We start from the raw sequence: 18,329 nt of genomic DNA, 5'->3' as shown, positions 1-18,329 counted from the left end.
GGCTCAGACCGCCCAGCAGCCACAGCCGAGCGCGCCCCAGAAGCTCTGGACGTCGGCGGCGGGAACATTGGCGCCAAGCGCGGCGGCATGGTCATGCCCGTGCACACCGCACGCAGAATGGCAGCTGCACGCCGAGGCAAGCTTCTGTGCCGTCTCGGGGGCACGGTGGTAGCCGCCGAAGGTTGCCACCGGCGACCAGTCGGGCATCGGCCGCGGCAGCGCGGGGGCGATGCCGGCATAGTCTCCTTCGCCGTGCACCACCTTGCCGCCGAGCAGCGTCAGGACCGAGCGGAGGTGAACGATCTCGCTTTCCGGCACGCTGAAATAGTCGCCCGAGAGCAGTGCGAGATCGGCAAGCTGGCCCGCCTTGATCTGGCCCTTCTTGCCGACCTCGCTGGAGAACCAGGTATTGCGCTCGGTCCACAGCCGCAGCGCGGTCTCGCGATCGAGCCGGTTGCGCACGGGGTATAGCGTGAGGCCGCCCAAGGTGCGGCCGGTCACCAGCCAGGACAACGACACCCAGGGATTGTAGCTCGCGACGCGCGTCGCGTCGGTGCCGGCGCCGACCGGCACGCCGGCTTCCATCATCCGCCGGATCGGCGGCGTGGCCTCTGCGGCCCTGGCGCCGTAGCGCTCGACGAAATACTCGCCCTGGAATGCCATGCGGTGCTGCACGGCGATGCCGCCGCCCAGCGCCGCGATGCGGTCGATATTGCGCTCGCTGATCGTCTCGGCATGGTCGAAGAACCAGTTGAGACCCTGAAGGGGAACGTCGCGGTTCACCTTCTCGAAGACGTCGAGCGCGCGGCCGATCGTCTGGTCGTAGGTGGCGTGGAGCCGCCATGGCCAGCGCCGCTCGGCGAGCAGCCGGATCACCGGCTCGAGATCGCTTTCCATGTTGGCGGGCATCTCGGGCCGCTCGACTCGGAAATCCTCGAAGTCGGCCGCCGAATAGACGAGCATCTCGCCCGCGCCATTATGGCGATAGCTGTCGTCGCCGTCGCCCGGCTTCACCTTGGTCGACCAGGTGGCGAAATCCTTGAGCTCCTCCTTGGGTTTCTGGGTGAAGAGATTGTAGGCGATGCGCAGCGTCAGCTGGCCGTCGGCATGAAGCTTCTCGATGATCTGATAGTCGTCGGGATAGTTCTGATAGCCGCCGCCGGCGTCGATCACGGAAGTGACGCCGAGCCCGTTGAGCTCGCGCATGAAGTGCCGCGTCGAATTGAGCTGATATTCCTCGGGCAGCTTCGGGCCTTTTGCGAGCGTGGCATAGAGGATCGTCGCATTGGGTTGGGCGAGCAGCAGGCCTGTGGGATTGCCGGTAGCGTCGCGAACGATCTCGCCGCCCGGCGGATTGGGTGTGTCCTTGGTGTAGCCCACCGCGCGCAAGGCTGCCGCGTTGAGCAGCGCGCGATCGTAGAGATGAAGGATGAACACCGGGGTTTCGGGCGCAGCAGCGTTGATCTCGTCGAGCGTCGGCAGGCGCTTCTCGGCGAACTGGTGCTCGGTGAAGCCGCCCACCACGCGCACCCATTGCGGTGGCGGTGTGTTCTCGGCCTGTTTCTTCAACATCGCCATTGCGTCGGCGAGGGACGGCACGCCTTCCCAGCGCAGCTCCATATTGTAGTTCAGCCCGCCCCGGATCACATGGATATGGCTGTCGATGAGCCCCGGAATCAGCCGGCGGCCCTCGGTGTCGATCACTTGCGCGTCTGCCCGCGCTGCGGCGCGGACCTCGGCTTCGCTGCCCACCGCCAGGAACTTGCCGTCCCGGATCGCCACCGCCTCGGCGGCCGGGTTGGCGCGGTCGAGCGTCGTCACCTTGGCGTTGACGAGGATCAGGTCGGGCTGGGTCTCGGTCATGGCGAAGCTCTCGGTTGCGGTCAGCAGGGCAGTGGTGGCGACGCCGGCGAGCGCGCCGCGGCGGGTGATTCGGGTCATGGCTCGGCCTGAGTGCTGGCGGCGGTCGCAGGCGCGGCCAGCCGCTTGGCAAGAGGAATGATCTGCTCGCCGGCAAGGATGCCAGCGAGCCCGATCAATGCGATTACAGGCGGTGCGGGGGAACGGACACCCATCAGGCTATAGACGATGCCGATGACGAGCCCCGCGCCCAGCGAGAGAAGATAGGGCTTCATGATGCCGTCCCCCTTTCTCGTCAGCCGCGGATGAAGGCGAGAAGGTCGGCGTTCAGCACCTCGGCGTTCACCGTCAACATGCCGTGCGAATAACCCTCGTAGATCTTGAGCGTCGCGTTCGGCAGCAGCTCGGCCTGAAGCACCCCGGCGTTCTTGTACGGCACCACCTGATCGTCGTTTCCGTGCAGGACAAGGGTCGGCACGGTGATTGCCTTCAAGTCTTCGGTCTGATCGGTCTCGGAGAAGGCCTTAATGCCCTGGTAATGGGCGAGCGCGCTGCCCATCATCCCCTGGCGCCACCAATTGTCGATCACCGCTTCCTTGACGTCGGCGCCGGGGCGGTTGAAGCCGTAGAACGGACCGGCCGGCAGGTCGCGGAAGAACTGCGAGCGATTGGCTGCCACCGCGCTGCGCAATCCGTCGAACACCTCGATCGGCAGCCCGCCCGGATAACGGTCGGTCTTGAGCATGATCGGCGGCACGGCGCTTACCAGCACGGCTTTGGCGACGCGGCCCTGCGGGATGCCGTAGCGGGCGACATAGGCAGCGACTTCGCCGCCGCCGGTCGAGTGCCCGATATGGATGGCGTTGCGCAGGTCGAGATGCTCGGCGACCGCTGCGGCATCGGCAGCATAATGGTTCATGTCATGGCCGAAATCGACCTGCGCCGAGCGGCCGTGCCCGCGGCGGTCGTGCGCCACGACGCGGAAGCCGTTCGCGAGGAAGAACAGCATCTGCGCGTCCCAGTCGTCCGAGGAGAGGGGCCAGCCATGATGGAACATGATGGGCTGGGCGTCCTTGGGACCCCAATCCTTGTAGAAGATTTCGGTGCCGTCCTGCGTGGTGATGGTGCTCATGGGAAGTTCCTTTTTGGTGTCGTCGGTGGAGCCGGGCGGTGCGGAGACGCCGGCCGGATGGATCAGTGGCCGCCTTCGGAAGCGCCGAACATCGTCTTGGCGTAGGTGATGCCCAGGCCGTACGCGCCGCCCCATTTGCGGGCGATGCCGGTGGTCAGGTCATAGGTCTCGCCGCGCGCCCAGTCGCGCTGCAGCTCGAGCAGATACTGGAGCGAGGTGATCGGGCGGGCACCGGCCTGGACCATCCGCTCGACCGCGCGCTCATGCGCTTCCTCGGAGACGTCGCCGCTTGCGTCGGTGATGACATAGACTTCGAAGCCCTGGTCGATCGCCGAGAGCACCGGACCGACGATGCACACCGAGGTCCACAGGCCGGCGAAAACGAGACGCTCCTTGCCGATGCGGTTGATCTCGTCGATCACCGCGGCATCTTCCCAGGTGTTCATCGAGGTGCGGTCGAGCAGCTTCTTGCCCGGGAAGGCATCGGTGACCTCACTGAACATCGGGCCCGAGAAGCTCTTCTCGGCGACGGTGGTCAGGATGGTCGAGACGTTGAAGCCGGCAGCGGCGTTGGCGACGAGCGCGGCATTGTTGCGCAGCAGCTCGGGCGCGATCGACTTGGTGGCGAAGGCCATCTGCGACTGGAAGTCGATCAGGACGAGCGTGTGATCGTTCGCGTTGAGCAGCGACTTGCCCGGAGTCGGCGTGGCGGTGATGGTCATGATCGGTTCCCTCTTGGTGTCTCGCGCCGGAGCGTTCCGGCTGGGCAACGGTCTATCCGCATCGCACAGTCCGATGCAGGCAGATAAAATCTGTCGATTTGTTCCAGAAAGTTGAACAGGGTTCAGGCGCGTCGCGAGCGGGCCACCAACTGGAGCAGCGCGGCAAGCGCGGTCAGCGCTGCACCGAGCAGGGTGACGCCGATCCAGCCATGGCCGGTCCATGCCGTGGTGGCTGCCCCCGACCCTGCAGCGCCACCCAGGAACATCGCGCCCATGAACAGCGTGTTGAGCCGGGCACGCGCTTCGGGGCGAAGCGCGTAGACGATATGCTGGTTCGAGACGAGCACCGCCTGGACGGCGAAGTCGAGCAAGATCACGCCGGCGATCAGGCCCGGGATCCCAGTCCACAGCGTGAAGATCAGCCAGGAGGCGAGCGCCAGCACCGTACCGGCGATGATCACGAGATGCGGCCCGCGCCGATCGGCGACTCGACCCGCGAGCGGGGCAGCGATGACGCCGACCGCGCCGACGATGCCGAACAGACCAGCGACATCCGCTCCCAGGCCAAAGCGCGGCTCCTGCAGGCGGAAGGCGAGGACGGTCCAGAAGGCAGTGAACCCGGCGAACAGCAGTGCCTGGGTAAGTGCGGCGATCCGCAGCGCCGGAAATTCACGCCACAGATGCACCAGCGAGCGCAGCAATCCCGCATAGCCCATCGTGGCGTCAGGCGCGCTGCGCGGCAGGCGAGACGCCATCCACAGCCCCGTTGCCGCCGCCAGGGGCGCGGCCACCAGGAACATCGCCCGCCAGCCGAAGTGCGTGGCGACCAGTCCGGCAAGTGTTCGACTGAGCAGGATGCCGCAAAGCAAGCCGGACATCACCGTGCCCACCGTGGCACCGCGGCGCGCGGGCGCGGCAAGGTGCGCGGCGAAGGGCACGATCTGCTGCGCGACGGTCGAGAAGATGCCGATCCCGAGCGAGGCGACGAGCAGCGTCACGGTGCCGGGAGCAATCGCGGCGCCGGCGAGCGCCGCTGCGAGCAGCAGGAATTGCGCGACGATAAGCCGCTTGCGCTCCACCAGGTCGCCGAGCGGCACGAGCAGGAACAGCCCGGCAGCGTAGCCGATCTGCGTGACCGTCGGCACCAGCGCGGTGCGCCAGTCGGGCAACTCGCGCTCGATCAGTCCTAGCATCGGCTGGTTGTAATAGATGTTGGCGACGCCAAGCCCGGCGGCGGCCGCCATGGAGAAGATCAGCCCTTGCCCAAGCGCGCCGCCGGATGGTGCTTTCGTGCTTCGTGCGATGGTGGTCACGAGAAACTCCTTTTCCAATATGCGTCGGACACCATTCTGGACCTTCTCGTTTCCGGTAATAAGTAGCGCAGTTTGTGAAGCCAGCTTATCATCCGGTGATATGATCGAACTTGCCGACGTTGCCGTGCTCGTCGAGGCCACACGCCGGGGCAGCCTTTCAGCCGCCGGAAGGCGGCTCGGCCTGTCGCCGGTAGCGGCGTCGCGCAGGCTCGCCGCTCTGGAAGCCGAGCTCGGCGTACGGCTGGTACATCGCACCACGCGCTCGCTCTCCCTCACGCCCGAGGGCGAAGCTTTCCTGCCCCATGCCGAGGCGATGCTCGACCACGCCGAGGAGGGGCGCTCGGCGGCGGTTCCGGGCTCTCTCGGCGTTTCGGGCGTAATCCGCATCGCGGCCTCTGTGCCCTTCGGCCGCAAGGTGGTCACGCCGATGCTCGCCGGATTCCTTCGAGCGCATCCGCGCTTGCGAGCCGAGCTGCGCCTGAGCGACGAGATCGTCGACATCGCCGCACGCGGTATCGACGTTGCGCTGCGTATCGGCGAGTTGCGGGACAATGGACTGATCGCCCGAAGGCTCGGCGGCAATCCGCGTCATCTCTATGCCGCACCCGCCTATCTGGCGGAGTATGGCACACCGGCACTGCTGGAGGACCTGCATCACCATCAATGCCTGACCACGCCTGGAACAACGCACTGGGTGTTCGACAGAAGTGGGCGATCGGTGCGGCAGGCGGTCAGCGGCCGCTTCGTCGCCGACAGTGTCGAGGCGCTGCTTCAGGCTAGCCTCGAAGGCCTGGGCATCGTTCGCTTGTCGGAGTGGAACGTACGCGGCGACGTCGAGGCTGGCCGTTTGAAATCCATCGCTCTTGCGGATGCGGCGTTGCCCGACCCGGGGGTGTGGGCCGTGATGCCGAGCCGGCACCATTTGCCCGCCAAGCTACGTCTCTTCCTGGATGCTCTCACAGAGCACCTGGTGACGCCCTGATTCAAGTTGCTGGTTAGAATGGCGACTTCAGCAAGCCACTAGCGATGCTAGGTGGGATTGCGACGTGGGGTGAACCTCCGCTCCTGCGATATCCTCGGGGTCACTGCGATGGTCTGGGGAGCATTGTGTTCTCTCGTAGCCGGCATGGCGCTAAGCGGCGTTTGGCTCTGACTGCTTTCCACCCGATTGCGGACATTCCCGCGCTAGCTGACCGAACGGCCGGTTTCGGATTGTCCGCCGCCTGCTGGAACCACCGCAATGGGGGCGCACCGCCGACAGGCAGTCCATGTGAAAACGGCCTAACTGCTCGCGGGCCGAGGCCAGACTTTCTGCTCTCACTAAAACCCGTGCGCCATCGCTCTGCAGAAATTTCACCTTCCTTGACGGAAACGTCGCGCGCCAGGCTCTATACGGGCGAGAGAGGAGAGAACCAACGGAACGCGAGGCGCTTGCCGAATGGGTTGGACGCGAGATCCTGCCCCACGAACGCGAGCTGCGGACCTGGCTCCGGCGGCGGCTGGTTGCCGCGGCCGATGTGGAAGACGTGGTGCAGGAATGCTATTGCCGGCTCGCGCAGCTTTCCGATGTTTCCCACATCACCCTGCCGCGCGCCTATCTCTTCACCATGGCCCGAAACCTTGCTGAACAGCAGCGCAAACGCGCGCGCGTGGTGCGGATCGAAACGATGACTGGCGCCGCAGGGATGGAGCTGGAAAGCGACCCCTTGTCCCCCGACCGGTTCGCGGGCGCACGGCAGGAGCTGGGACGCGTGCAGGCCGCGCTTGCCACGCTCCCCGAGCGAGCCCGGCAAATCTTCATGATGCGCAAAGTTGAAGGCCGCTCGCAGAAGGAAATCGCGCAGATGCTGGGCGTCAGCGAAGCGGTCGTCGAGAACGAGGCGAGCCGCAGTCTGCGCGCAGTGCTCCGGCTGCTGACCGAGGCGGAAGCCGAACCGGACTTGAAGACGGGAGGGGTCAGCCATGCACGATCCCGTTGAGCAGGCCGCTGCCAGCTGGGCGCTGCGCCATCCGCTCGACCCGTCCGAGCGGCAGGCGCTCGACGCCTGGCTTGCACAGGATCGCCGGCATGCCGGCGCGCTGCTGCGTGCGCAGGCGGCGCTGAGCGCGATCGATCGCGCGATCGATCGCGCGCTGGTTCCCGAACTGGCCGCCGAACTGGCCGGAGCCGCGCCGGAACCGGCCGCCCCGCGCCCGACGCGCCGCTGGATGCTGATGGGCGTGGGCGGCGCGGTCGCCGCCTCAATCGCCGGTGTCCTCGGCTGGTCGCAGCTAATGGGCGCGCGAGTCACCACCGCGCGCGGCGAGATCCGCCGCCTGCCGTTGGCGGACGGCTCGATCGCGACGATCGACACGAGCAGCGCGCTGCGCGTGGTGCTGGCCGACGACAGCCGCCGCATCGCGCTCGACAAGGGGCAGGCCTTTTTTCAGGTCGCCAAGGACCGCAAGCGCCCCTTCATCGTCGATGCCGGAATCGCCCAGGCGCGCGCGCTCGGCACCGCCTTTTCGGTGCGGCGCACCGAGGACGGCGTGCAGGTGGCGGTGACCGAGGGGATTGTCGGCGTGTGGGCCGGCGACGAGAGCGGCGCGATGACGATCCTGCAGGCCGGGCAGTTCGCCACCTTCCGGCGCGGCGATCCCGCGCCGGTGACCGGCACCGCGCCCGCCGAGATCGAGCGCTCGCTGGCCTGGCGAAGCGGCGAGATCGCGCTGGAGAACGAGACGCTGGGTAGCGCCGTGGCCCAGTTCAATCGCTACAATCGTCAGCAATTGATTCTCGCCGATCCAAATCTCGCCAGCGAGCGCCTGGTCGGCCTGTTCCGTCTCGACGATCCTGCGGCCTTTGCCGAGACGCTTGCAGTCTCGCATCCGATCAAGGTCGCGGTCACGCCCGACGAAATCCGCCTGAGCCGAAAAAAGATCGGCTCACCCTGACGGAAAATATCCGGGTCCGACTCTTGCTAGTCGAGAGCGTACCGAAAAGCGGGCGCCCGGCATGGGGAGGATCGGATGAAGGACGTGCGTTCGTGTTTGCTGGCATCCGCGGCACTTGTCTGCGGGCTGGCGCTACCGGCCGAGGCCTCCGCGCAGGTCCGGCGGTTCGACATTGCCCCTCAGGATGCGCGCACCGGCATCCCGCTCTTCGCGCATCAGGCCGGCGTCCAGATCCTCGCGTCGGGAACGATCACCGACGGGGTCCGCGTCAACCGGGTCCAGGGATCGATGGACGTCTCCGCCGCGCTGCAGATGCTGCTGGCGGGCACCGATCTCGTCCCGGTCAAGGTCGGGAACGCGATCGCACTGAAACGGCGGTCGTCCGCGCCGGCCGTCCGCACCACCGCAAGCACCGCACCGGCGGCGGGCACCTATGCCGCAGCGCCCCAGGAGCCGGCGCAGGACACCGCCGAGCCCGCGCCCGATGCGGCGCAGGAAGTCGTCGTCACCGGCATCCGCGCCTCGCTGCAGGAATCGATCGCGGCCAAGCGCGCGGCGGATTCGATCGTGGACGTGATCACCGCGCAGGACATCGGCAAGCTGCCCGACCAGAATGTCGCCGAGGCGATGAGCCGCGTGACCGGTGTCCAGATCAGCCGCCGCGAGGGCGACGGCTCCAACTTCACCATCCGCGGCATCTCGCAGAACCGGCTCGAGATCAACGGGCGCAACTATATCGGCCCGGGCGGCGGCGGGAACGCGGCGCTGGAATCGGTCAGCCCGGAGATCCTGTCCTCGATCGTCGTCATCAAGTCGCCGACCGCCGACATGCCCGAAGGTGCGCTCGGCGCGACGGTCAATCTCAAGACCAAGCGCCCGCTCGAGCTTGACGACCTTGTCATCGCCGGCCGTATCCAGGGCGCGCATGCCGACCAGGCCGATCATATCGGCTATCGCGGATCGGCGATGGTCTCCAAGAGCTTCGGCGACCGGTTCGGCATCCTCGCCAGCGTCGCCTATTCGGATACGAAAACGCGGGGATATTCGTTCGACGCAGGCGGCTGGACGCGCACCAACGCGATCGACGGCAATGGCGACGGCATCGACGACCCCGGCCTGTTCCGGCCCAACCGCTTCATGGCGCGGATCTTCGACCGTGCCGAGCAACGCCTGACGGTCAACGGCACCGCGCAATGGCGGCCGACCGACACGCTCGAGATCATCCTCGACGCGACGTTCAATCACCTCAAGCGCCAGCGCAACAGCGTCAACTATCAGGTGCTGTTCAACAACAACGATACCGACGCCGTGGTCAACGACCGGGGCACCGTCGTCGCCGGCAATTTTCAGGGCGTGACGGTGCGGCCGCTGATCTACGACGAGCCGACCGATCTCAAATCGACCCTGCTCGGCGGATCGGTGAAGTGGGAGAAGGACCGGGCGCGCGTCCGCTTCGACATGTCCTATGCGCATGGCAAGGGCAGCGACGGCGGGCCCGGCGCATCCTTCACCTATGTCGTCGTGCCGCGTGCCGGCAATGTCGCCAATGCGAGCTATGATTTCCGCGGCGGCAACCCCGTGCCCGATCTGTCGATCGACGCCAATTTCAATCCCAACGACCCCGCGCAATATCAGCTTCTCTCGGTCTTCGACTATGACGCGGTGACCGAGAATCGCGGTTACGACGCGCGGCTCGACTGGGGTTATGACACCGACTGGGGCATCCTCTCGTCGATCGAGGCCGGATTCCGCTACGAGCGGGTCGAGCTGCTCGCCGCCGACCCGCAGAACCTGCCGGTCGCGGCGAGCCTGCTCGCGAGAGGAGACCGCAACGGCGACGGCATCCTCACCGTCGATGAGCTGCCGGGGCTGAGCTATAGCTCCACCCCCGCCCGCTTCTTTCCCGGCGCGAACGGCGCCTTCCCGCGCGACCTGCTCGGCGGAAGCCTCGACAAGATCGTCGCGCGCGACGGCTTCGGGCTGGCGACGCCCGACCCCTATGACACGTCGATCACCGTCGGCCCGACCTCGATCAAGGACGTCAAGCAGGACACGCTCGGCGTCTATGTGAAGGGCAATTTCAAGGGCACGATAGGAAGCACGCGCTACAGCGGCAATCTCGGCCTGCGCTATATCGACACGGCGCGCGCGACCACCGGCTTCCTCTCCCCGACCGCCACCACCGTGGTGAAGGCCGATTTCGGCTATTGGCTGCCGAGCGCCAACCTGTCGATCGACTTCAGCGACGATCTCACCCTGCGGCTCGCCGGCGCCAAGGTCGTCGCGCGGCCGAGCCTCAACCAGGTCAGCGCGAGCTTCGTGCCCAACACCGTTTCGATGACCGGATCGCGCGGCAATCCCAATCTGCGCCCGTTCGAGGCGCTCCAGGCCGACGCGACGCTCGAATGGTATTTCGCCCCGGCCAGCTCGCTCACCGGCGCGGTGTTCTACAAGAAGGTCGATTCCTTCACCGTCACCACCGTCACGCGCGAGTTCGTCCCCGGCTTCTCCGAACGCTTCGGCCTGTTCGACATCTCGCAGCCGCAAAATGGCGAGGACGGCACGATCCAGGGGTTCGAGCTCGCCTATCAGCACGCCTTCCGCTTCCTGCCCGCGCCGTTCGACAATCTCGGCGTGCAGCTCAACTACACCTATGTCGACAGCAAGACCCCGCTGATCGACGCGATCACCGGCGAGCGGCTGCCCCTGCCCGGCCTGTCGCGCGACAGCTACACGCTGATCGGCTATTATGAGGACGACACCCTCTCGCTCCGCGCGGCCTATACCTATCGCAGCAAATATCTGAACTCGGTGGGCGGCGCGGCGAGCGGCGGCAACACCTATGTCGACGGCCGCGGGCAGCTCGACGCCTCGGCGCAGATCAACCTGACGCCCAATTTCCGCCTGACGGTCGAGGGCATCAACCTCACCAAGGCGATCGACCGGCAATATCTGGGCGAGCCCGATCGCCTGACCTTCACCGCACGCGAGGATCGCCGGATCTTCTTCGGCATCGCGGCGAATTTTTGAGCGGGAGCGCGGGATGAACCGGAAAATGCCTTGCCGTCTGGCCGCGGCCGCCGCGTGCCTGGTGCCTGCCGCGATCGGCATCGCTTCGCCTGCTGCGGCGCGACCGGCCAAGCCGCTGCGCGCCGACATCGTCGTCTATGGCTGCACTGCGGGCGGCGTGATCGCGGCGATCGAGGCGCGGCGCCTCGACCGCTCCGTGCTGCTCGTCTGCACGTCTAACTATCTCGGCGGGATGACGACCAACGGGCTTGGCTGGTCGGATACCGGCCAGCATCGCGCGATCGGCGGGCTTTCCCGCGAATTCTATCGCCGGGTGAAGCGGCACTATGACGATCCGGCGGTGTGGGTCTGGTCGAAGCGGCCCAACCGGGCGACCGAGAATTTCGTCGATGACGACGCGATGTGGCAGTTCGAGCCCAAGGTCGCCGAGCGCATCTTCGAGGACTGGGTGCGTGAGGCCGGGGTCACGGTGGTCCGCAACCAGCCGTTACGGCGCGACGGCAGGAGCGTCACGCGCAAGGGCAACCGGATCGTCGCGTTTGAATCGAGGAACAGCCGGCGTTTCGAGGGCGCGATGTTCATCGACGCGACCTATGAAGGCGACCTGATGGCCGAGGCCGGGGTTTCCTTCGCCATCGGGCGCGAGGCGAACAGCCAATATGGCGAGACTCTGAACGGCGTTCAGCTCGGCAACACGACCAATCACCAGTTCACGCTCGACATCGATCCCTATCGCGTGCCCGGCGATCCTTCGAGCGGGCTGGTGCCGCGGATCAGCGGCGAGAAGCCCGCGCCCGACGGCAGCGCCGACAAGAAGATCCAGGCCTATACCTTCCGCATGTGCCTGACCGACGTGCCGGGGAACCGCGTCCCCTTCCCCAAGCCGCGCGGCTATGATGCGAGCCAGTACACGCTGCTCAAACGCTATATGGACGCCGGCTATCGCGACTTCTTCCGCAAGTTCGACCGCATCCCGAACGGCAAGACCGACACCAATAATTACGGTGCTTTCTCGTTCGACAATATCGGCATGAACTATGGCTATCCCACCGGCACCGACGCCGCGCGCGCGGCGATCGTCGCGGAGCATGTCACCTATCAGCAGGGGCTGCTCTGGTTCATGGCCAACGATCCGGGCGTGCCGGCGGAAACGCGCGCCGAAATGTCGAAGTGGGGGCTGTGCAAGGACGAGTTCGCCGGCAACGGCCATTGGCCGCGCGAATTCTATGTCCGCGAGGGGCGGCGGATGGTCTCCGATTTCGTGATGGCCGAACCGCACCTGCGGGGCACCAAACCGACCCCCAAGCCGATCGGCATGGGATCGTACAACATGGACTCGCATAATGTGCAGCGCATCGTCGATGCCCGCGGGTTTGCACGCAACGAAGGCAATATCGAGGTCAATCCCGGCGGCGCTTATCCGATCAGCTATGCGGCTATCATCCCAAAACGGAACGAAGCCAGCAACCTGCTGGTCCCGGTGGCGCTGTCTGCGTCGCACATTGCCTATGGCTCGATCCGGATGGAGCCGGTCTTTATGATTCTCGGCGAATCCGCAGCTGCCGCCGCATCGCTCGCCATCGAAGCGGGCCAGCCTGTGCAGGACGTCGACTATGGCAAGCTGCGCGAGCGATTGTTGACCAACAGGCAGATATTAAACCTTACCGAAGGCGCGCGCTGAGCGACAGCTTTCAGGAACCACGAGGTCTGCCGGGAGCGATCGCTATCGGGGCGCTAAGCCGCCCTTCTTTGCGCTCGCAGATCTTACAAGTATCGCAGGTGACGCAGCGATCCCCTATCACGTCAGTATGTCGTGACCTCGCACGCCACTCTCTTCGCCTTCGCCACCGGCTATGACCAATGGACGCTCCCCGATCGCTTCGCCGCCCTGCCCCGTCTCGAGAAGCCGTTCCGGCCGGACCGGCTCGCCGCAAAGCTGAGCCCGCTTCTGTCCGCCGCCTAGCCACGGCGCAACATATGCCGACCTCGGCACGTTCTGCGCATACCGGAATCAATCGACCGGAGCTGCCGATGCGCATAGCGGCCAATGAAGCAATCGAGCTGAACCGATGAACTGGGTCGAGCGGCATCTCGCCCGCGTCGCCCGGCGTCATCCGCTGTCGCCCGAGGAGATCGCCGCGATCCGCAGCCTCCCCGGCGAGATCCGGACCGTGCCCGCCCGCGCCACGGTCATCCGCGAAGGCGTCAAGCTCAGTCAGAGCACGCTTCTGCTCGACGGGTTGATGTGCCGCTCCAAGACGCTGCGCAACGGCAAGCGCAATGTCGCCGAGCTCCACGTCGCGGGTGACTTCGTCGATCTGCACAGCTTCACCTTGAAGCGCCTGGATCATGACATCGAGACGTTGGCGCCGTGCACGGTCGCCCTGGTGCCGCACGCGACCCTCGAGGCGATGTTCGCCGCACTGCCCCGGCTCGCGCGCATCTACTGGTTCCACAACAATCTCGACGCCGCCAACCATCGCGAGACCGTGCTCTCGCTCGGCCAGCGCTCGGCAGTCGAGCGTGTCGGCGCCATGTTCTGCGAGCTGCGCGTGCGGCTGGACATCGTCGGTCTGGTTTACGACGACAGCTATGCGCTCGCCCTCACCCAGACCGATCTCGGAGACCATCTCGGCCTGACCCCGGTGCATATCAATCGCGTGCTGCGGCAATTGCGCGACCAGAAGCTCGTCACCTTCCGCAACGGTCGAGTGGAAATCCACGACCTTGCGGCGCTCCAGGCGCTGGCCGGGTTCGACGATCGCTATCTTTATCTGAATCCAGAACCGCTCTGAGGCGAGTCCGGAGAAGAGCCGTGCTGCGCAACTCGACCTTGTGGCCGCTCAAGCGGCGTTGCCATTATGAGCTCTCGTTGCTCGTTGTGGCGTATGGAGCAGCTGGTCACGCACGGCGAAAACACGGGTTCGAGTCCTGTAAGGGTCACCAGCGATTTCAAGTGCTTAAGCGGACAAAATCGTTTGTAATCAGCGGCTTCTCCAAAACCGCTCTAGAATCCGAGCGCGTTTTGGAGCAATTTAGAGATGAGTAATTCGATTACTCGCCGCGCGCTGCGGGCGTTGACGTCGGCTTCGATTTGATCCGCCTCACTCCCGAACGAGAAACCGGCAAGGTTTCCGGTCACTATTGGGTTGCCGCTCCCTTGGCCGTTGTGCCACCCATCTGGCTCCGAGATGACTTCGCTTCCTGACCCCTCGCCGTTTCCGGGCGTCCGCGGCATCGATGTTGCGCGAAGCGGGCGCCCGCCCACGATCGACGACGTGGCCGCACTGGCGGGCGTTGGCCGCGCCACGGTCTCGCGGGCACTCAACGATCAGGCACATGTCAGCGACAGAATGCGCGACAAAGTGATGCGCGCGGTCCAGGCGCTCGGCTACCGGGTCAATCCGCAGGCACGCAACCTCGCCAGCCGGACCAACAACACCCTCACCCTGGTCAACTGCAATACGTTCGATGCCCCGCCCAACAGCTATTACTTCGCCGCGATCGAGCTCGGCGCGCTGCGTGCAGCCGCTGCCGCTGGCTTCGAGCTTTCCACTTTCAACGTCCATGTCGAGGACGTCCGCCGCGACGACCGGTTGATCGAACTGATCGGGTCGGGCCGCACCACCGGCTTGCTCCTCTCCCCGCCCCTCTCGGCCGATGTTGAACTCGCCAGGCGGCTCATCGCTCAGGGCTGCCCGGTCGTATGCATTTCACCCAGCGATGCAGTGCGCTCGCTCCTGCCCGGCGTCGGGTTCGACGAGGAAGCGGCGGGCTATGAGATCGCGCGCCATGTCGTCGAGGCCGGCCATCGGCGCCTCGGCTACATGCTCGGGATCGAGGGTCATCTCGCCGCCGAGCATCGCTTCGCCGGCTTCCTGCGCGCGCTCGCCGAGATGGACCTGGACGAACGTGCGGTGACCACCTTGCGGGGAGACTTCAGCTTCCGCTCGGGCGTGGAGCTTGCGGAGATCCTGCTCGCGGCCCCCGAGCGGCCCACCGCGATCGTTTGCGCCAATGATGACATGGCGGTCGGCGCGATGTTCGCGGCCCACCGGATGAACCTCGCCATGCCCGCCGATCTCTCGGTGGTGGGGTTCGACGATGCACCGATCGCGGCCTATATCTGGCCCCCGCTCACCACCATCCACCAACCGATCCGCCGCATTGCCGCGCGCGCCGTGGAGCGACTGGTCGAGGTGTTGCTGCGTGGCCAGGGCAGCGGCGCAGCGGAATTCGACACGATCGACCACCATCTGGTCCGGCGCGAATCCGTCGCTCCGCCTCGCATCTGAGGGCGGCCGCGCGAATTTCGCTGCTAACGGTTTCCGTAACGCGTTGACAATGACGCGCGTCGCGATAATACCAATTGGAAGCGCTTCCAGTTCGAAGGCGGCGCCGGCAGACAAGACGACCGATAAGGGTCGCTTTCTAGGAGAGGGGAAGAGGCGATGGCGGAGCGTCGGCACCTGCGCGTCATGAATCGCGCCAAGGGCAATCTCAGGCTCACCATTTCAATGCTGGCATTGGCGACAACGCTGCCAATCCGGGCTTGGGCACAGGACAGCGTCGCACCCGCCAATCAGGACCAGCAGCCGCCCGAGGACGAGGTCGTCGTCACCGGCTTCCAGGCCAGCCTGCGCAACTCGATCAACCTCAAGCGCGACAACACCTCGATCGTCGAGGCCGTGTCGGCGGAGGATATCGGCAAGCTGCCCGACAACTCGATCGCGGAGTCGATTGCCCGCCTGCCCGGTCTCGCCGCCCAGCGTGTCAATGGCCGCGCCCAGGTGATCTCGATCCGTGGCCTAGCCCCGGACTTCACCACCACCCTGCTCAACGGACGGCAACAGGCGAGCTCGGGCGACAACCGCGCTGTCGAGTTCGACCAGTATCCCGCCGAGTTGCTCGCGAGCGTCGTGGTCTACAAGACTCCCGACGCCAGCATCGCCGGCATGGGCCTGTCCGGCAGCGCCGACCTGCGCACGGTGCGTCCGCTCAGCTATGGCAAGCGCGCGATCGCGCTCAATATCCGCGGCGAGCTCGATGCCGATGGCGGCAGGAACGCCGACATCTCGAAATGGGGCTGGCGGGCCACCGCGAGCTATATCGACCAGAACGCCAGCGGAACGCTGGGCTGGTCGATCGGCTATGCGCATCTCGATTCACCAAGCCATGTCGATCACTACAAGGCCTATGGGTATGAAGCCTTCGGCGGGGTGTGCCAGCCGACGATCGCCAACCCGTGCAGCCCCAATACCGTCACGCCCGATTCCGCCGACAATGCGCTCCAGCTGAATGGCCAGGAAGCCTGGGCCACCAGCCGGCGCAACCAGCGCGACGGCGTGATGGGTACGCTCGAATGGCAGCCGAGCGACAGCGTCCACAGCGTGCTCGATCTCTATTATTCCCGCTTCAAGCAGAAGGAAGTGGTCCGCGGCGCGCAGTGGTTCTCGAACGGTTGGGCGGACAACGGCACCTTCTCGAATATCGGCACGACGGAGGTAGGCGGATCGCAGATCGGCACCTCGGGCCATTTCGACAATGCCATCCCGATCCTGCGCAACGACATGAACACGCGCGAGGACGAGCTGTTCGCGGTCGGGCTCAACAACGAGTTCAAGCTCGACGATCGCACTCGCTTCGTGGCGGACCTCAGCTACTCGACCAACAAGCGCGACGAGACCTATATCGAGACCTATGGCGGTTACGGCGCCGGCCCGTTCCAGACCCGCACCCCGGACAGCTACGACTTCTCCTTCCCCGTCGACGGCGCGTTCCCGACCTATGACTTCGGGCTGGACTATGCCGATGCCAGCCAGGTCTCGCTGGGCGATCGCGCGCCCTGGGGCGGCTGGGGCCATGACGGGCTCCTCAAGTCGCCGCACGTCAAGGAAGAGCTGGGCGCGATCGACCTGGCGCTGCGCCACGAGCTCGGCGGCTTCCTCAGCAGCGTCGAGATTGGGGTGAACTACACCCAGCGCAACAAGAACAAGACCGTCGACGAGATCGACCTCAACCTGAAGAACGGCCGCCAGCAGGTGCCGGTCGGGTCGGAATATCTGCTCGATCCGACTTCGCTCGATTTCGTCGGCTTCGGCAACGTGATCGCCTGGAACCTGGGCGCGGCGCTCGACAATTACTACGACCGGACCCCGCTCGAGGACGCCGCCCATTTCGACAAGACGTGGAAGATCACCGAGGACGTCATCACCTGGAAGGCGAAGGCGAATATCGAGCTGGGCGGCCTGCGCGGCAATCTCGGCGTGCAGGTAGTGCAGCAGTTCCAGGCATCCTCGGGCCTCAGGATCAACCAGACCCTGACGCCGATCGCACTCTCGCAGGTGTTCGAGACGGAAAGCTATACCGACGTGCTGCCGAGCGCGAACCTGATCTACGACCTGGGCGGCGGGCATCGCCTCCGCCTCGCGGCCGCCAAGGTGCTGGCACGGCCGCGCATGGACGACATGCGCGCCAACTTCACGCCGAGCTTCAACACCAATCCGTGCAGCGGCAGCCCGTCGCCCTGTGCGCCGGGCGCGACGGTGAACCCCTGGTCGGCGACCGGCGGCAATCCGAACCTCCAGCCGTGGCGCGCCAAGGCGCTCGACATTGCCTATGAATGGTATGCCGGCAAGGGCACTTATCTCAGCATCGCCGGTTTCTACAAATGGCTCGACAACTATATCTACAACCGCAACTTCGCGATCGACTTCTCGGGCCTGCCGATCCCGACCAACCAGATCCCGGCCGACGTCAACATCAGCCCGATCGGGCAGGTGACGATGCCGGCCAACGGACCCGGCGGCAGCCTGAAGGGCATCGAGGTCAGCGGCGCGGTCGAGATCGGCCGCTTCATCCCGGCGCTGGACGGCTTCGGCTTCACCGGCAGCTATTCGTACACCGAGGCCGACCTCAACCCGACCGACACCAATGACGTGGTGCGCATCCCGGGCCTGTCGGGCACGGTGTACAACGTCACCGGCTATTTCGAGAAATGGGGCTTCCAGGCCCGGGCGAGCTATCGTTTCCGCTCCGCTTTCAAGGGCGAGACGGTCCAGCTGTTCACCAATCGCGGCTATACCGAGATCCTCGCGGACAAGCAGCTCGATGCCCAGATCGGTTATGCCTTCCCGGACAGTTCGGCGCTGAAGGGCCTCGGCATCCTCCTGCAAGTGAGCAACGTGATGGATTCGCCCTATCGGACGCGGCTCGGCCTCGACACCGGCGGCACGCATACGAGCGACGGCACGCCGCTGCCCGAGACCTATGAGAAATATGGCCGCCAGTTCCTGCTGGGGCTCAACTACCGCTTCTAGCCTCTCCCCGGATACCCCT

The 18,329-nt window shown here is 65.7% G+C and carries 14 protein-coding genes; 9 read left to right on the top strand and 5 right to left on the bottom strand.

Going from position 1 to position 18,329, the window contains the following annotated elements:
- Positions 1–3 precede the first annotated feature (3 nt).
- From ACO227_RS13870 to ACO227_RS13850, 5 genes are all read right to left on the bottom strand, one after another.
- Entirely contained in the window at positions 4–1,941 is a 1,938-nt protein-coding gene (locus ACO227_RS13870) for an amidohydrolase (protein ID WP_423602433.1), read from the bottom strand.
- Complete coding sequence (locus tag ACO227_RS13865) at positions 1,938–2,135, bottom strand: DUF1427 family protein (protein ID WP_423602432.1); 198 nt, start codon at positions 2,133–2,135, stop codon at positions 1,938–1,940. The genes ACO227_RS13870 and ACO227_RS13865 overlap by 4 nt, the downstream gene beginning before the upstream one ends.
- A 20-nt stretch (positions 2,136–2,155) precedes the next feature.
- On the bottom strand, positions 2,156–2,992 hold the full coding sequence (locus ACO227_RS13860) for an alpha/beta fold hydrolase (protein WP_423602431.1): 837 nt from the start codon (positions 2,990–2,992) through the stop codon (positions 2,156–2,158).
- 62 nt (positions 2,993–3,054) lie between these two features.
- Entirely contained in the window at positions 3,055–3,714 is a 660-nt protein-coding gene (locus ACO227_RS13855) for a hydrolase (protein ID WP_423602429.1), read from the bottom strand.
- 122 nt (positions 3,715–3,836) lie between these two features.
- Entirely contained in the window at positions 3,837–4,958 is a 1,122-nt protein-coding gene (locus ACO227_RS13850) for an MFS transporter (protein WP_423602427.1), read from the bottom strand.
- Between ACO227_RS13850 and ACO227_RS13845 the strand changes: the two genes are divergently transcribed.
- From ACO227_RS13845 to ACO227_RS13805, 9 genes are all read left to right on the top strand, one after another.
- Entirely contained in the window at positions 4,957–6,009 is a 1,053-nt protein-coding gene (locus tag ACO227_RS13845) for a LysR family transcriptional regulator (protein WP_423602426.1), read from the top strand. The two genes, ACO227_RS13850 and ACO227_RS13845, sit on opposite strands and share 2 nt — an antisense overlap.
- A 535-nt stretch (positions 6,010–6,544) precedes the next feature.
- Positions 6,545–7,006 carry an RNA polymerase sigma factor gene (locus ACO227_RS13840; protein WP_423602425.1) on the top strand — a complete coding sequence of 154 codons (462 nt, stop codon included), beginning with the start codon at positions 6,545–6,547 and terminating at the stop codon, positions 7,004–7,006.
- Positions 6,990–7,961, top strand: a complete 972-nt coding sequence (locus tag ACO227_RS13835) for a FecR family protein (protein ID WP_423602423.1) — start codon at positions 6,990–6,992, stop codon at positions 7,959–7,961. Before ACO227_RS13840 ends, ACO227_RS13835 begins: the two co-directional genes overlap by 17 nt.
- A 75-nt stretch (positions 7,962–8,036) precedes the next feature.
- Positions 8,037–10,991 carry a TonB-dependent receptor gene (locus tag ACO227_RS13830; protein ID WP_423602422.1) on the top strand — a complete coding sequence of 985 codons (2,955 nt, stop codon included), beginning with the start codon at positions 8,037–8,039 and terminating at the stop codon, positions 10,989–10,991.
- 61 nt (positions 10,992–11,052) lie between these two features.
- Complete coding sequence (locus ACO227_RS13825; protein ID WP_423602421.1) at positions 11,053–12,672, top strand: FAD-dependent oxidoreductase; 1,620 nt, start codon at positions 11,053–11,055, stop codon at positions 12,670–12,672.
- A gap of 132 nt (positions 12,673–12,804) precedes the next feature.
- Complete coding sequence (locus ACO227_RS13820) at positions 12,805–12,954, top strand: hypothetical protein (RefSeq protein WP_423602419.1); 150 nt, start codon at positions 12,805–12,807, stop codon at positions 12,952–12,954.
- A gap of 106 nt (positions 12,955–13,060) precedes the next feature.
- Positions 13,061–13,786 (top strand): Crp/Fnr family transcriptional regulator, encoded by a 726-nt coding sequence (locus tag ACO227_RS13815; protein ID WP_423602418.1) that lies wholly within the window; start codon positions 13,061–13,063, stop codon positions 13,784–13,786.
- Positions 13,787–14,269: 483 nt separating this feature from the next.
- Positions 14,270–15,286, top strand: a complete 1,017-nt coding sequence (locus tag ACO227_RS13810; protein WP_423602416.1) for a LacI family DNA-binding transcriptional regulator — start codon at positions 14,270–14,272, stop codon at positions 15,284–15,286.
- 156 nt (positions 15,287–15,442) lie between these two features.
- Positions 15,443–18,310, top strand: coding sequence for a TonB-dependent receptor (locus tag ACO227_RS13805; protein WP_423602415.1), 2,868 nt, complete (start codon positions 15,443–15,445; stop codon positions 18,308–18,310).
- The last annotated feature ends 19 nt before the right edge of the window (positions 18,311–18,329 follow it).

Origin of the sequence: Sphingomonas sp. MS122, from assembly GCF_049532975.1 — a bacterium.
Classification (GTDB): domain Bacteria; phylum Pseudomonadota; class Alphaproteobacteria; order Sphingomonadales; family Sphingomonadaceae; genus Sphingomonas.
Note: the sequence above shows the minus strand (reverse complement) of the source record. Positions and strands in the feature narration are given on the sequence as shown.